This is a genomic window from Pseudomonas sp. 2VD (assembly GCF_005503585.1).
Lineage (GTDB): Bacteria > Pseudomonadota > Gammaproteobacteria > Pseudomonadales > Pseudomonadaceae > Pseudomonas > Pseudomonas aeruginosa.
Genome location: NZ_SCND01000024.1, coordinates 17,944 through 32,902 on the forward strand (window position 1 = coordinate 17,944; position 14,959 = coordinate 32,902).

The 14,959-nt window shown below is 65.2% G+C and carries 15 protein-coding genes, 2 tRNA genes and 1 pseudogene; 7 read left to right on the top strand and 11 right to left on the bottom strand.

All coding sequences use genetic code 11. The features are described from left to right. The first annotated feature begins 1 nt into the window (after position 1). Positions 2–307 carry a HigA family addiction module antitoxin gene (locus FFS27_RS04730; protein WP_003111575.1) on the top strand — a complete coding sequence of 102 codons (306 nt, stop codon included), beginning with the start codon at positions 2–4 and terminating at the stop codon, positions 305–307. A 139-nt stretch (positions 308–446) separates the two neighbouring features. Here the strand turns inward: FFS27_RS04730 and FFS27_RS04735 are convergent. The 9 genes from FFS27_RS04735 to lbcA all read right to left on the bottom strand — a co-directional run bounded on the left by FFS27_RS04735 (position 447) and on the right by lbcA (position 7,551). Next, positions 447–523: transfer RNA gene (locus FFS27_RS04735), tRNA-Met, on the bottom strand. A gap of 178 nt (positions 524–701) precedes the next feature. Next, positions 702–1,802, bottom strand: coding sequence for a redox-regulated ATPase YchF (ychF, locus tag FFS27_RS04740; protein ID WP_003099270.1), 1,101 nt, complete (start codon positions 1,800–1,802; stop codon positions 702–704). A gap of 40 nt (positions 1,803–1,842) precedes the next feature. After that, the gene (gene pth, locus FFS27_RS04745) at positions 1,843–2,427 is read right to left on the bottom strand and encodes an aminoacyl-tRNA hydrolase (protein WP_003099278.1); all 585 of its coding nucleotides are present in this window, start codon (positions 2,425–2,427) and stop codon (positions 1,843–1,845) included. 40 nt (positions 2,428–2,467) lie between these two features. Continuing rightward, on the bottom strand, positions 2,468–3,082 hold the full coding sequence (locus tag FFS27_RS04750; RefSeq protein WP_003095013.1) for a 50S ribosomal protein L25/general stress protein Ctc: 615 nt from the start codon (positions 3,080–3,082) through the stop codon (positions 2,468–2,470). Positions 3,083–3,198: 116 nt separating this feature from the next. Further along, complete coding sequence (locus tag FFS27_RS04755) at positions 3,199–4,140, bottom strand: ribose-phosphate pyrophosphokinase (protein WP_003099281.1); 942 nt, start codon at positions 4,138–4,140, stop codon at positions 3,199–3,201. A gap of 55 nt (positions 4,141–4,195) precedes the next feature. After that, positions 4,196–4,270, bottom strand: a tRNA-Gln gene (locus FFS27_RS04760). A 36-nt stretch (positions 4,271–4,306) separates the two neighbouring features. After that, the gene (gene ispE, locus FFS27_RS04765; protein WP_009878189.1) at positions 4,307–5,155 is read right to left on the bottom strand and encodes a 4-(cytidine 5'-diphospho)-2-C-methyl-D-erythritol kinase; all 849 of its coding nucleotides are present in this window, start codon (positions 5,153–5,155) and stop codon (positions 4,307–4,309) included. Position 5,156: 1 nt separating this feature from the next. Further along, positions 5,157–5,774: a lipoprotein insertase outer membrane protein LolB gene (lolB, locus tag FFS27_RS04770; protein ID WP_003095005.1), complete on the bottom strand. Its 618-nt coding sequence runs from the start codon at positions 5,772–5,774 to the stop codon at positions 5,157–5,159. A 4-nt stretch (positions 5,775–5,778) separates the two neighbouring features. Beyond that, positions 5,779–7,551, bottom strand: coding sequence for a proteolytic complex protein LbcA (lbcA, locus tag FFS27_RS04775; RefSeq protein WP_003135130.1), 1,773 nt, complete (start codon positions 7,549–7,551; stop codon positions 5,779–5,781). Between the two features lie 143 nt (positions 7,552–7,694). On the opposite strand from lbcA, the gene hemA reads away from it, so the two are divergent. From hemA to pagL, 6 genes are all read left to right on the top strand, one after another. Then, complete coding sequence (gene hemA, locus FFS27_RS04780) at positions 7,695–8,963, top strand: glutamyl-tRNA reductase (RefSeq protein WP_023101596.1); 1,269 nt, start codon at positions 7,695–7,697, stop codon at positions 8,961–8,963. 17 nt (positions 8,964–8,980) lie between these two features. Next, a complete protein-coding gene (gene prfA / locus FFS27_RS04785; RefSeq protein WP_003094997.1) occupies positions 8,981–10,063 on the top strand; it encodes a peptide chain release factor 1 in 1,083 nt (360 codons plus the stop codon). A gap of 1 nt (position 10,064) precedes the next feature. Continuing rightward, on the top strand, positions 10,065–10,895 hold the full coding sequence (prmC, locus tag FFS27_RS04790; RefSeq protein WP_003114694.1) for a peptide chain release factor N(5)-glutamine methyltransferase: 831 nt from the start codon (positions 10,065–10,067) through the stop codon (positions 10,893–10,895). Continuing rightward, a complete protein-coding gene (locus FFS27_RS04795; protein WP_003135128.1) occupies positions 10,889–11,647 on the top strand; it encodes a molybdopterin-synthase adenylyltransferase MoeB in 759 nt (252 codons plus the stop codon). Before prmC ends, FFS27_RS04795 begins: the two co-directional genes overlap by 7 nt. Next, the gene (gene murI / locus FFS27_RS04800) at positions 11,637–12,434 is read left to right on the top strand and encodes a glutamate racemase (protein WP_003099300.1); all 798 of its coding nucleotides are present in this window, start codon (positions 11,637–11,639) and stop codon (positions 12,432–12,434) included. Before FFS27_RS04795 ends, murI begins: the two co-directional genes overlap by 11 nt. A 133-nt stretch (positions 12,435–12,567) precedes the next feature. Further along, positions 12,568–13,089: a lipid A 3-O-deacylase gene (gene pagL, locus FFS27_RS04805; RefSeq protein WP_003099307.1), complete on the top strand. Its 522-nt coding sequence runs from the start codon at positions 12,568–12,570 to the stop codon at positions 13,087–13,089. A 125-nt stretch (positions 13,090–13,214) separates the two neighbouring features. Here the strand turns inward: pagL and phrB are convergent, their stop codons facing one another. After that, a complete protein-coding gene (phrB, locus tag FFS27_RS04810; RefSeq protein WP_021264087.1) occupies positions 13,215–14,660 on the bottom strand; it encodes a deoxyribodipyrimidine photo-lyase in 1,446 nt (481 codons plus the stop codon). Next, a pseudogene (locus FFS27_RS04815) lies at positions 14,657–14,959 on the bottom strand (MerR family transcriptional regulator); the annotation flags it as partial. The pseudogene FFS27_RS04815 and the gene phrB, both read right to left, overlap by 4 nt.

A 14,959-nucleotide genomic window follows, 5' to 3' on the forward strand; every position in this document is an offset into this window, starting at 1 on the left:
CATGGCTACCAATGGTATGCGCCCCATCCATCCTGGGGAAATATTGCGCGATGAGTTTCTGATGGAGTTGGATATCTCTCCAGCTGCTCTAGCACGCGCTTTGAAAGTCTCCGCTCCGACAGTGAACGATATCGTTCGTGAGCAGCGTGGTATCTCCGCAGATATGGCGATTCGTCTGGGGCGTTACTTTGATACGTCCGCTCAGTTCTGGATGAATCTCCAGAGTGAGTATTCGTTAGCAACTGCTTATGCGGCGAATGGCGAGCAGATCGAACATGAGATTGAGCCGCTGCTTGCTCAGGGATAGCGGTGACGTTGATCGTAGAGCCCCGCAGATGCGGGGCTTTTTCATGCGAACCGTAAATCGGTAAAGGGGGGCGTAGACGGTTTGTAGTCTGCCGACCAAAACAAAAAGGGGTTAGCTTACGCTAACCCCTTGAAAAATATGGTGGCTACACCGGGACTTGAACCTGGGACATCAGCATTATGAATGCTGCGCTCTAACCGACTGAGCTATGTAGCCGAGTGGCGCGCATTTTCCGTATCTCGAGCGGGGCTGTCAACCCCTGGGCCTAGATAATTTTCTGATCTTTCAATCGTTTAGACGGAAGGGGTCGGATCGCCGGAGAGAGGGCGATGGGGAGGGGCAGGAACGAAAAGCCCCGGCGCTTGGCCGGGGCTTTCCTGGGACGGGAAGGGGATTACACGTTGAAGCGGAAATGCATCACGTCGCCGTCCTTGACGATGTAGTCCTTGCCTTCCAGGCGCCACTTGCCGGCTTCCTTGGCGCCCTGTTCGCCCTTGAACTGGATGAAGTCGTCGTAGGCGACCACTTCGGCGCGGATGAAGCCTTTCTCGAAGTCGGTGTGGATCACGCCGGCGGCCTGCGGGGCGGTGGCGCCGACGCGGACGGTCCAGGCGCGGACTTCCTTCACCCCGGCGGTGAAGTAGGTCTGCAGGTTGAGCAGGCCGTAGCCGGCACGGATCACACGGTTCAGGCCGGGTTCCTCGAGACCGAGGGACTCGAGGAACATGTCCTTCTCTTCGCCGTCTTCCAGCTCGGCGATCTCGGCTTCGATCTTGTTGCACACCGGCACCACCACCGCGCCTTCTTCCTCGGCGATGGCCTTCACCACATCCAGGTGCGGGTTGTTCTCGAAGCCGTCCTCGGCGACGTTGGCGATGTACATCACCGGCTTGCTGGTCAGCAGGTGGAAGCTGCGTACCAGGCGCTTCTCCTCGTCACCGAGGTTCTTCAGCAGCGAACGCGCCGGCTTGCCCTCGGTGAAGTGGGGGATGAGCTTTTCCAGCAGGGCCTTCTGGGCCAGGGCTTCCTTGTCGCCGCCCTTGGCGTTGCGGGCGACTTTCTGCAGTTGCTTCTCGCAGCTGTCGAGGTCGGCGAAGATCAGTTCGAGGTCGATGATCTCGATGTCGCGCTTGGGGTCGACGCTGTTGGACACGTGGATCACGTTGTCGTCTTCGAAGCAGCGCACCACGTGGGCGATGGCGTCGGTCTCGCGGATGTTGGCGAGGAACTTGTTGCCCAGGCCCTCACCCTTGGAGGCGCCCGCCACCAGGCCGGCGATGTCGACGAATTCCATGGTGGTCGGCAGTACGCGCTCGGGCTTGACGATCTCGGCCAGGGCGTTCAGGCGCGCGTCGGGCATCGGCACGATGCCGCTGTTCGGCTCGATGGTGCAGAACGGGAAGTTTTCCGCCGCGATACCGGATTTGGTCAGGGCGTTGAACAGGGTGGACTTGCCGACGTTGGGCAGGCCGACGATGCCGCAGTTGAATCCCATGCTATGTCCCTCGCGCTCAGACAGGCGCTAGAAAAGTGGTTCAGGCCTTCTGGCTGTGCAGCTTCTGCATCGCCCGGGTCCAGTCCCCGGCGAGCATTTCCGGCAGCACGCCGAGGGCGAAGTCGATGCTGGTGTCGAGCAGTTCCTGCTCGCTGCGCGGGGCGCGGCCGAGCACGTAACCGGAAACCAGGCTGCTGTGCCCCGGATGGCCGATGCCAAGCCGCAGGCGATGGAAAGAATTCTGATTGCCGAGCTGGGCGATGATATCGCGCAACCCGTTGTGCCCGCCGTGTCCGCCGCCGGTCTTGAGCTTGGCGACGCCAGGGGGCATGTCGAGTTCGTCGTGGGCCACCAGGATGGCGTCCGGGGCGATCCGGAAGAATCCCGCCAGCGCCGCCACGGACTGGCCGCTGCGGTTCATGTAGGTAGTCGGGATCAACAGACGAACGTCCTTGCCCTGGTGGCTGAACTTGCCGACCAGGCCGAAATACTTGCGGTCAGCCACGAGGCTGACGCCCTGGGCATGCGCCAGGCGCTCAACGAAAAGGGCCCCCGCGTTATGCCGGGTCTGGTCGTATTCAGGACCCGGGTTTCCCAGGCCAACGATCAGTTGTACGGCAGTCACGACGGGAGCCCCTCTCTATAAAAGGCGATCGAGTAATGAATTACTCGGCGGCGCCTTCTTCGCTACCTTCTTCCTTCACCACGCGGGAAGCGTGGATGTTGGCAACGGCCAGGTCGTTGCCGTGGGCCAGTTGTACCAGCTCGACGCCTTTCGGAGCCTTGAGGTCCGACAGGTGAACGATCTGGCCCAGCTCGACCTTGGCCATGTCGACTTCGATGAATTCCGGCAGGTCTTTCGGCAGGCAGGAAACTTCGACTTCGGAGATGGTGTGGGAGATCTCGCCACCGGATTGCTTGACGCCAACGGCTACTTCTTCGTTGATGAAGTGCAGCGGTACGTGGGCGGTCAGCTTGTGGTCGGCGACCACGCGCAGGAAGTCGGCGTGCATCACGAAGCCTTTCGCCGGATGGCGCTGCAGGGCTTTGATCAGTACGGTTTCCTTGGCGCCGCCAACGTTCAGGGCGATCACGTGGCTGAAGGCAGCCTCGTTTTCCAGGAGCTTGGCGATTTCGCGCAGTTCCAGGGTTACGGACTGGGGCTCTTTGTCGCCGCCGTAAACGACAGCAGGAACCAGACCGGCGTTACGACGCAGGCGGCGGCTCGCACCTTTCCCCAGATCGGAACGCACTTGGGCATTCAGAATAAAGTCGACCATTGTGTATCTCCAAAAATAACAATGCGCCCGAACGCTTGCGACCAGCGTTCGGGCGATTTCAAAGGCCCCGCCGGAGCGGGGCGTTTTCGTTCAGGCGCGTTCGCCGAGGCTGGGCCTCAGCGGAACATCGCGCTGATCGATTCTTCGTTGCTGATCCGGCGCATGGCTTCCGCAACGACCGGAGCGATGTCCAGCTGGCGGATGCGGCCACAGGCCTGGGCAGCGGCGGACAGCGGGATGGTGTTGGTCACCACCAGCTCGTCCAGTACGGATTTCTCGATGTTCTCGATGGCACGGCCGGACAGCACCGGGTGGGTGCAGTAGGCGATGACCTTGGCGGCGCCGTGCTCTTTCAGTGCCTTGGCGGCGTGACCGAGGGTGCCGGCGGTATCGACCATGTCGTCTACCAGTACGCAGGTACGGCCTTCGACGTCACCGATGATGTGCATCACTTCGGACTGGTTGGCCTTGGGACGACGCTTGTCGATGATCGCAAGGTCCACGCCCAGGGACTTGGCCACGGCGCGCGCGCGCACCACACCGCCGATGTCCGGGGAGACGATCATCAGGTTCTCGAAGCGCTGGTCTTCGATATCGTCCACCAGCACGGGGGAACCGTAGATGTTGTCTACCGGGATATCGAAGAAGCCCTGGATCTGATCCGCGTGCAGGTCGACCGTGAGGACACGGTTGACCCCGACGACGGTCAGCATGTCGGCCACTACCTTGGCGCTGATGGCCACGCGGGCGGAGCGCGGACGGCGATCCTGGCGGGCATAGCCGAAGTAGGGGATGACAGCGGTGATACGAGTGGCCGAGGAGCGGCGGAAGGCATCGGCCATCACCACCAGTTCCATCAGGTTGTCGTTGGTCGGCGCGCAGGTCGGCTGAATCAGGAATACGTCCTTGCCGCGGACGTTTTCGTTGATTTCGACGCTGATTTCGCCATCGGAGAATTTGCCAACTGAAACATCGCCAAGAGGAATGTGCAGCTGACGCACGACGCGTCGTGCAAGATCGGGGTTAGCGTTCCCCGTGAAGACCATCATCTTGGACACGCTACAGGTACCTGTGTCGACCGAAGGGATCCGGATGAAATACAGAAGAGGAAAATGGCAGGGGCGGCTGGATTCGAACCAACGCATGGCAGGATCAAAACCTGCTGCCTTACCGCTTGGCGACGCCCCTGTGGTATTGCTCGAATGCCGTTTCGGCATTCCTTTCTCAGACCAGAGTTTCCAGCTTCCGGTGCAACATCGAAACGTTGCTTCCTTTGGCGACGAACCTCTGAAGGTGGTCTGGAAGAAGGGCCGAGACTTTATCAGCTTCAGCTTTGTTTGGGAAGCTCCCAAACACACAACCTCCAGTGCCGGTTAATCTAGCTGAAACAAATTTGTTTAGCAAGATCAAAGCGTTACGAACTTCTGGGTAACGCCTCTCGACTACCGGCTGACAGTCGTTTCGGCTGTCCCCCTCGAGAACGGTGCGCACTTTAATGGCGGGAGAATCGCGTGTCAACAGTGGATCTGAAAAAATTTCTGCTGTGCTGACAAGTACTTGCGGAACCAAGACGAGATACCAGGGCTCCGGGATGTCCACCGGGGTGAGCTTTTCGCCCACGCCCTCGGCGAAAGCCGCGCGTCCGCGGGTGAAGACCGGCACGTCGGCGCCCAGGCGCAGGCCCAGGGCGGCGATGCGGTCCTCGTCCCAGCCGAGTTGCCAGAGATGGTTCAAGGCCAGGAGCGTCGTGGCGGCGTCGGAGCTGCCGCCGCCGATGCCGCCCCCCATGGGCAAGCGCTTGTCCAGCCAGATGTCGACGCCTTGCAGGCTGCCGGAGGCTTCCTGCAGCCCGCGCGCGGCGCGCACGATCAGGTTGCTGTCGTGCGGCACCCCGGCGATTTCCGTGTGCAGGCGTACCTGGCCGTCCTGGCGGGCTTCGAAATGCAGCTCGTCGCCGTGGTCGAGGAATTGGAACAGGGTCTGCAACTCGTGATAGCCATCGTCGCGGCGGCCGAGGATATGCAGGAACAGATTGAGCTTGGCCGGGGCAGGCAGGCTGAGGCGCACGCTCATGTCAGCGGCCGAGCTGGCGCGGCTGCCAGTCCTTGATCACCAGGGTGACGTCGAGGTCCTGGCCGTGCAGCTTCAGGCGCTCGGGTAGCCAGTAGCCGTTCTGTTCGGCGTAGCGGGTGTATTCGATCTGCCAGCCGTCCTGTTCCAGGCGCGCCAGGCGGCTGTCGGCGTCGAGGGTCAGGCGGCTCTTGCTGTCCGGCGCCGGGAGGCCGCGTACCCACCAGAGCAGGTGCGAGACCGGCAGGCGCCAGCCTAGTTGTTCTTCCAGCAGGGCTTCCGGGGACTCAGCCTGGTAGCGGCCCTGCCCGGCGACCTCCAGGCTCACCGCGCCTTCACGCCCGGTCAGGCGTGCTGCGCCGCGGCCGAGCGGGCCGGACAGGCGGATGTCGTAGTAGCCCTGGCGCTGCAGCCAGAACAGGGTGCCGCTGCCGGAATCGCGCGGGGCGCGGATGCCGACCTTGCCGTCGATCTGCCAGGCATCCAGCTCGCTGAGTTGCTGCTTGTGGGTTTTCCAGGTCTGCGCATCGCCCTGGCCTTCCAGGGCTTCGTGGGAGGTCAGGCCGGCGCAGCCGCTGAGCAGGGCCAGCGCGGAGGCGGCGAGGAAAAGACGTAGACGCATGGTTTCAAGGAGTCTCGGCGCCGGTCAGGCGCTTGATGGTGCGGCGCAGCACGTCGCTGTCGGGCTGCTTGTCGAGGTATTCGCGCCAGATGGCTCGGGCGTCGTCCTGGCGCCCCTGGGCCCAGAGGACTTCGCCCAGGTGCGCGGCGACCTCGTGGTCGGGGTAGCGCTGCAGCGCCTGGCGCAGGTAGCGCTCGGCGTCCGCCAGCTTGCCCTGGCGATAGTTGATCCAGCCCATGCTGTCGAGGATCGCCGGGTCGTCCGGGTTCAGCTTGTGCGCCTTGAGGATCAGCTCGCGCGCCTCGGTGTAGCGGGTAGTGCGGTCGGCCAGGGTGTAGCCGAGGGCGTTGAGGGCCATGGCGTTGTCCGGCTCGCGGGCGATGACGAAGCGCAGGTCCTTTTCCATCTGCGCCAGGTCGTTACGCTTCTCCGCCAGCATCGAGCGGGTGTAGAGCAGGTTGAGGTCCTCCGGGTACTGCTTCAGACCCTCCTGGATGGCCTGCCAGGCCTTTTCCTGCTGGTCGTTGTTGGACAGCGCCTCGGCTTCGATCAGGTACAGCTGGATGGCGTAGTCGGGTTGCTCGCTGCGCGCCTTGTCCAGGCGCTGGGCGGCTTCGTCGACGCGACCGGCCTTGAGCAGGACGTCGGTCTGGCGCAGTTGCGCCGGGAGGAAGTCATTGCCCGGGCCGACCTGGGCGTACTCGTCGAGGGCGCGCGCGGTGTCCTTCTGTTCCTCGGCGAGGCGGCCGAGGTTGAAGTGGGCGGCGTCGACGTGGCTGTCGCGCTCGACCAGTTCTTCCAGGTAGATCCTGGCTTCGTCCCAGGCCTGGGCTTCCAGGCAGACCAGCGCCAGGGAGAAACGCAGGTCGTCGTCGTCGGGGAATTGCTGGACCAGTCCGGCGAACTCGGCCTTGGCGTCGTCCAGGCGGTTCTGCTCCACCAGCAGGCGCGCGTAGGCGAGGCGCACGCGCTTGTCGTCCGGGTGTTCCTTGATCCCGGCCTTGAGCAGCGGCAGGGCCTCGTCGCTGCGCTTCATGCTCTGCAACAGGCGCGAGCGGAGCAGCAGCGGGGCGACTTCGTGGCGGCTTGCGGAGTTGTCCTCGAGCAGGGTCAGGGCTTCGTCCGGGCGGCCGTCCTGTTGCAGCAGCAGGGCCTTGCCGAACAGCAACTGGCCGTTGTTCGGGTATTTCTTCAACAGGTGGTCGAAGCTCTGCAGCAGGCCGGTGCGGGTATCCGGGTCGGTCTCCGCGGCAGACAGGGCGAGGAAGTCGAAGTGCGTGTCGCCCTGGCCGTTGAGGACCTTCTCCATGTACACCATGGACTCCTCGTAGCGCCCGGCGCGGGCCAACTGGATCGCGGCGGCGCGTTGGGCATCGAGGTTGTCCGGCGCGCTGCGCGCCCAGAGCAGGGAGGTGTCGAGGGCTTCCTGGTCGGCGCCGAGGTATTCGGCGATGCGGAAGGCGCGCTCGGAAACCCCGGGGTCGCGGGTTTTCTGCGCCTGCACCACATAGTTGCTCAGGGCGATGTCGAAGCGGTTGCGCTGCCCGGCCAGTTCGGCCACCAGCAGCGAATACAGGCTGTCCTCGCTGAAGGAGCCGTACTTTTCCGGCTTGGCCTTGGTCTCGACCGCGGTGTCTTCCACCGGCGGGGTGCCATCGGGAGTCTTGTGGATAAGTGACTGGCAGCCGCCGAGCAGCAGCGTGACGGTCAGCAGCGCAAGGGATTTGTTCATAGAGGAAGAAAGCCGGCCTTGAACCTGCGAGGGTGGCGCCATCATGACATAAGCCGTCCGGCAAGCCCAAGGGGGCCGGGACGGGCGTCGACGAAGCTGTCTATGGGGTCAATACATCGGCAATGGTTGTCCTGCCCTTGGCGAAGTAGGAGAATTGCGCGTTTCCCCGATTAGCTCAGCGATCCTGCATGGCCTTCATTGCCCTCGGCATCAATCACAAGACCGCCTCGGTGGCTGTCCGCGAGCGCGTGGCTTTCACTCCGGAACAGATGGTCGAGGCGCTGCAGCAGCTCTGCCGCCTGACCACCAGCCGCGAGGCGGCCATCCTGTCGACCTGCAACCGGAGCGAACTCTACCTGGAGATCGACCATCCGACCGCGGACGACGTGCTCGCCTGGCTGGCGGACTACCATCGCCTGACCCTCGACGAGTTGCGCGCCTGCGCCTATGTGCACCAGGACGAAGACGCGGTGCGCCACATGATGCGAGTGGCCTCCGGCCTCGACTCGATGGTCCTCGGCGAGCCGCAGATCCTCGGCCAGATGAAGTCGGCCTACGCCGTCGCGCGCGAGGCCGGCACCGTCGGTCCGCTGCTAGGCCGCCTGTTCCAGGCCACCTTCAGTACGGCGAAGACCGTCCGCACCGATACCGCCATCGGCGAGAACCCGGTGTCCGTGGCGTTCGCCGCGGTGAGCCTGGCCAAGCAGATCTTCAGCGACCTGCACCGCAGCCAGGCGCTGCTGATCGGCGCCGGCGAGACCATCACCCTGGTCGCGCGCCACCTGTTCGAGCAAGGCGTGAAGCGCATCGTGGTGGCCAACCGCACCCTGGAGCGCGCCAGCCTGCTCGCCGAGCAGTTCGGCGCCCATGCGGTGCTGCTTTCGGAGATACCCGAGGAGTTGGCCAACAGCGATATCGTCATCAGCTCCACTGCTAGCCAGTTGCCGATCCTCGGCAAGGGCGCCGTGGAGCGCGCGCTGAAGCAGCGCAAGCACAAGCCGATGTTCATGGTCGACATCGCCGTGCCGCGCGACATCGAGCCGGAAGTCGGCGAACTGGACGACGTCTACCTCTATAGCGTCGACGACCTCCACGAAGTAGTGGCGGAGAATCTCAAGAGCCGCCAGGGCGCTGCCCAGGCCGCCGAGGAACTGGTCGGCAGCGGCGTCGCCGAGTTCATGCAGCGCCTGCGCGAACTGGCTGCGGTGGACGTGCTGCGCGCCTATCGGCAGCAGGCCGAGCGCCTGCGCGATGAAGAACTGGGCAAGGCCCAGCGGCAACTGGCCAACGGTGCCGACCCGACCGAGGTGATGGCCCAGTTGGCCCGCGGCCTGACCAACAAACTGCTGCACGCGCCCAGCGTGCAGATGAAGAAAATGTCCGCCGAGGGCCGCATCGACGCGCTGGCCCTGGCCCAGGAGCTGTTCGCCCTCGACGAGGGCGCGCCGCGCCACTGACCGGTACCTATGCCTGCATGAAAGCTTCTCTGCTGAAAAAGCTGGATGTCCTCAGCGATCGCTACGAAGAACTGACGGCGCTGCTCGGCGACGCCGAGGTGATCAGTGACCAGACCCGCTTCCGCGCCTATTCCCGCGAGTACGCCGAGGTCGAACCGGTGATCCTGGCGTTCCGCGACTACCGCAAGGTGCAGGCCGATCTCGAGGGCGCCCAGGCGTTGCTCAAGGACAGCGACCCGGAGTTGCGCGACCTTGCCGAGGAGGAGGTCGCCGAAGCGCGCGGCCGCCTCGCCGCCCTCGGCGACAGCCTGCAGCGCATGCTGCTGCCGAAGGATCCCAACGACAGCCGCAACGTGTTCCTGGAGATCCGTGCCGGCACCGGTGGCGACGAGGCGGCGATCTTCTCCGGCGACCTGTTCCGCATGTATTCGCGCTACGCCGAGCGCCAGGGCTGGCGGGTCGAGACGCTGTCGGAGAACGAGGGCGAGCACGGTGGCTACAAGGAAGTGATTGCCCGGGTCGAGGGCGACAACGTCTACGCCAAGCTCAAGTTCGAGTCCGGCGCGCACCGCGTGCAGCGGGTGCCGGAAACCGAATCCCAGGGCCGGATCCACACTTCCGCCTGCACTGTCGCGGTGCTGCCGGAGCCGGACGAACAGGCAACGATCGAGATCAACCCGGCCGACCTGCGGGTGGACACCTACCGTTCCTCCGGCGCCGGCGGCCAGCACGTCAACAAGACCGACTCGGCGGTGCGCATCACCCACATTCCCAGCGGCATCGTGGTCGAGTGCCAGGAAGAGCGCTCGCAGCACAAGAACCGCGCCAAGGCCATGGCCTGGCTGGCGGCCAAGCTCAACGACCAGCAGCAGGCCGCGGCGCAGCAGGCGATCGCCAGCACGCGCAAGCTGCTGGTGGGCTCGGGCGACCGCTCGGAGCGCATCCGTACCTACAACTTCCCGCAAGGGCGGGTCACCGACCATCGCATCAACCTTACCCTGTACTCCCTGGGCGAGGTGATGGAGGGCGCGGTGGAACAGGTGATCGAGCCGTTGCTGCAGGAATACCAGGCCGATCAACTGGCGGCCCTGGGCGACTAACATGACCACTATCTGTACCCTTCTCAAGGATTCCCAACTGCCCGATTCGCCCAGCGCCCGGCTCGACACCGAGTTGCTGCTGGCGGCGGCGATGGGCAAGCCGCGCAGCTTCCTGCGTACCTGGCCGGAGCGCATCGTGCCGCGCGAGGCCAACGAGCGGTTCGACGACTGGATCGCCCGTCGGCGCAACGGCGAACCGGTGGCCTACATCCTTGGCCACCAGGGCTTCTGGAGCCTGGACCTGGAGGTCGCGCCACACACACTGATCCCGCGCCCTGACACCGAACTGCTGGTGGAAACCGCGCTGGCGACCCTCGCGGCGGACACCGCTACGGTGCTCGACCTGGGCACCGGCACCGGCGCCATCGCCCTGGCCCTGGCCAGCGAGCGGCCGCTATGGACAGTGACTGCGGTGGACCGTGTGGAAGAGGCCGTGGCGCTGGCCGAGCGCAATCGCCAGCGGTTGCTCCTGGAGAACGTCGAGGTGCGCCGCAGCCACTGGTTCTCCGCCCTCGATGGCCGGCGCTTCCGGATGATCGTCGGCAATCCGCCGTATATCCCTGCCAGCGATCCGCACCTGAGCGAGGGCGACGTGCGTTTCGAGCCGAAGAGCGCGCTGGTCGCGGGTAGCGATGGCCTCGACGATATCCGCCAGATCGTCGCCCAGGCGCCGCGGCATTTGCTGGACGAAGGCTGGTTGCTGCTCGAGCACGGCTATGATCAAGGGGCGGCGGTGCGCGAACTGCTCGGCGCCCGCGGCTTCGCCGGGGTACATACGTTGCGCGACCTCGGCGGCAACGAGCGGATCACTCTCGGACAATGGGCATGCTGAGCGACGAGGAACTGCTGCGCTACAGTCGCCAGATCCTGCTGGCGCAGGTCGACGTCGAGGGCCAGCTGCGCCTGAAGCGCAGCCGCGCACTGATCGTCGGTCTTGGCGGCCTGGGTTCGCCGGTGGCGCTGTACCTGGCCGCGGCCGGGGTCGGCGAGCTGCACCTGGCGGATTTCGATACGGTCGACCTGACCAACCTGCAACGGCAGGTCATCCACGATGGCACCAGCGTCGGTGTCGGCAAGGTGGAGTCGGCGATGCGCCGGCTGGGCGCGCTGAATCCGCAGATCCGCCTGGTCAGCCATAGCGCCGCGCTGGACAAGGACTCCCTCGATGCCGCCGTGGCGGCGGTCGACCTGGTGCTCGACTGCACCGACAACTTCGCCACCCGCGAGGCGGTCAACGTCGCCTGCGTGCGCGCCGGCAAGCCGCTGGTCAGCGGCGCGGCGATCCGTCTCGAGGGCCAGCTTTCGGTATTCGATACCCGCCGCGACGCAAGCCCCTGCTACCACTGCCTCTACGGGCACGGCAGCGAGGCCGAGCTGACCTGCAGCGAGGCCGGCGTGATCGGTCCGCTGGTGGGGCTGGTCGGTAGCCTGCAGGCGCTGGAGGCGCTCAAGCTGCTGGCCGGTTTCGGCGAACCGCTGGTGGGCCGCCTGCTGCTGGTGGACGCCCTCGGCACGCGCTTCCGCGAATTGCGGGTGCGTCGCGATCCTTCCTGTGCCGTCTGCGGGCAACGCCATGGCGGTTGAGTCGGCCGCGGTCGGCGTTTTCGATTCCGGGGTCGGCGGGCTCAGCGTATTGCGTGAGATTCGCGCGCGCCTGCCATCCGAATCGTTGCTCTACGTCGCCGACAACGCCCATGTGCCCTACGGCGAGAAGAGCGCGGAGTACATCCGCGAACGCTGCGAGCGGATCGGTGATTTCCTTCTGGAGCAGGGCGCCAAGGCTCTGGTACTGGCCTGCAATACCGCGACGGCAGCGGCTGCGGCGGAATTGCGCGAACGTTATCCGCAGGTGCCGCTGGTGGCCATGGAGCCGGCGGTGAAGCCGGCCGCGGCGGCCACCCGCAACGGTCGGGTCGGCGTCCTGGCCACCACCGGAACTCTGAAGAGCGCGCGTTTCGCCGCCTTGCTCGACCGCTTCGCCAGCGACGTACAGGTCTTCACCCAGCCCTGTCCGGGGCTGGTCGAGCGCATCGAAGCCGGCGATCTCTACGGGCCGCAAACCCGGGCACTGCTGGAACGCCTGCTGGCGCCCATCCTCGAACAGGGCTGCGATACGCTGATCCTCGGCTGTACTCATTATCCCTTCGTCAAACCCCTGCTGGCCGAGCTGATCCCGGCGGAGATGGCGGTGATCGATACGGGAGCGGCTGTCGCCCGGCAGCTGGAGCGCGTATTGTCGGCGCGGGCGCTACTGGCCTCTGGCCAGGCCGCGACGCCGCGTTTCTGGACCAGCGCGCTGCCGGAGGAGATGGAAAGGATCCTGCCGATCCTCTGGGGAAGCCCGGAAAGCGTAGGAAAATTAGTCGTTTAGTCGTTCCTGGCAGACGTGACAGCGATTTTTTGAACTAAAGCGTTTGGTCTAGTATCTGCTTTAGTAAGTGCGCTCTTATAATGCGCAGCTTGAATGCGGGGGCTTTCATGCAACTTTCGAAAAGGACGTTTCAATGAAGAAACTACTTCCGCTGGCCGTTCTGGCCGCACTTTCCTCCGTCCACGTGGCCTCCGCCCAGGCGGCGGACGTCTCGGCCGCCGTCGGTGCGACCGGCCAGTCGGGCATGACCTATCGCCTGGGCCTGAGCTGGGATTGGGACAAGAGCTGGTGGCAGACCTCCACCGGGCGCCTGACCGGCTACTGGGATGCGGGCTACACCTATTGGGAAGGTGGCGATGAAGGCGCCGGCAAGCATTCGCTGTCGTTCGCTCCGGTATTCGTCTACGAGTTCGCCGGCGACTCGATCAAGCCATTCATCGAGGCCGGTATCGGCGTGGCGGCGTTCTCCGGCACCCGTGTCGGCGACCAGAACCTGGGTTCCTCCCTGAACTTCGAAGACCGCATCGGCGCCGGCCTGAAGTTCGCCAACGGCCAGTCGGTCGGCGTTCGGGCGATCCACTATTCCAACGCCGGCCTGAAACAGCCGAACGACGGTATTGAGTCCTACAGCCTGTTCTACAAGATCCCGATCTAGTCGGCACGGTAGAAAAAAGCCGGGTTCATCCCGGCTTTTTCATGCCTGCGATTCTTCCACCACGCCGCACCGCCCTATGGAAAGAGCGAGCCATTTGGCGGGAGGCGATAGCTCGCTGACGCGCCCTACGCGCGACCATCGCGCGGCGGCAGGTTGCGGAAAGCCGCCAGCGCCCGTTCGCGGCTGGCCTTCAGGTCGACCATCGGCCGTGGATAGTCGACCCCGGCGAACAGCCCCAGGCTGGACGGATCGTGGATCGCCTTGCGCTCCAGGCCGGCCAGTTCCGGCAGCCAGTGGCGGATGAACTCGCCGCGTGGATCGAAGCGTTCGGACTGTGAGAGCGGATTGAACAGGCGGAAGTAGGGGACGGCGTCGGTGCCGGTGGATGCGCTCCACTGCCAGCCACCGTTGTTCGCCGCCAGGTCGCCGTCGATGAGGTGGCGCATGAACCAGCGTTCGCCTTCGCGCCAGTCGATCAGCAGGTTCTTGCTGAGGAACATCGCTACCACCATCCGCAGGCGATTGTGCATCCAGCCGGTGGCGAGCAACTGGCGCATTGCTGCATCGATGATCGGTATGCCGGTGCGCCCCTGTTGCCAGGCTTCGAGTTCCGCCGGGGCCTGGCGCCAGCGCAGGGCTTCGGTCTCCTCGCGGAAGGGGCGGTGCCGGGAGACCCGTGGGTAGCCGACCAGGATGTGCTTGTAGAACTCGCGCCAGAGCAGCTCGTTGATCCAGGTCGCGGCGCCTTGCTGGCCGCCGCTGAACTCGCCGCGGTTGGCAACCAGCGCGGCGTCCAGGCATTGCCTGGGCGAGAGTACGCCGGCGGCCAGGTAGGGCGACAGTTGGCTGGTGCCGGGAAGCGCCGGGAAGTCGCGCCGTTCATGGTAGTCGGCCAGGTGCTGGTCGGCGAAGTCGCGCAGGCGTTCCTGCGCTACCTCTTCGCCTGCCGGCCAGAGGCGGCGCAAGCTATCGGCCGGCCGCGGGAAGGCGGGCACGGCATCCGGCAGCGGGTCGCTGGCCAGCGCGTGCGGTGGCTGGGGCTGCGGACGCGGGCGGACACCCGGCAGGGCCTGGTACAGCCGTTCGTGGCAGACCTTGCGGAACTGGCTGAACACCTGGAAATAGCCGCCAGTTCGGGTCAGCACCGAGCCGGGGGCGAAGAACAGCTGGTCGAGGTGGCTGTGGAAGGCTACGCCCTGTTCGCGCAGGCGTTGGGCGACGGCCTGGTCGCGGCGTTCCTCGTTCACCCCGTATTCCTGGTTGACGTGTACCGCGCCGATTCCCAGCTCCCGGCAGAGCCGGCCGATGACTTCCGGGGCTTGCCGCCAGTGGCCGCAGTCGCGCACCAGCAGCGGGATGTTCAGCGCGGCGAGCTGGCGTTGCAGCTCGCCCAGGTTGCGCAGCCAGAAGTCGACCTTGCAGGGCGCATCGTCGTGTTCCCGCCACTGCGCCGGGCTGAGCAGGTAGAGGGCCACGCAAGGGCGCCCATCGGCGGCGGCGAGGAGCGCGCTGTTATCGGTGGTTCGCAGGTCGCAGCGAAACCAGATCAGGTTCATCGGAAGTCCGTTCATGGGTTCAACAGGCCTCGTTCGCCGAGCAGGCGGCGGGCTTCCAGGGGCGTGCTCGCCAGCAGCAGGCCGGCTAGCGCCAGGGTTTCGAAGGCTTCGCGCTGGATCTCCACGGCCGGTCCGACCAGCACCACCGGGCAGCTCACCCCTGCCAGCAGGCGCGGCAGGTGCTCCGGATTGAGGCGATGACTGGCGTACAGCAACACGCCGCGAGCTTCCAGGCGTTCGCAGGCCAGGGCCAGTTCGGCCGGTGGCAGCGGCCAGTCGAAGACCTGCAGCGGCACCTCGCCGCTGCCACCGGC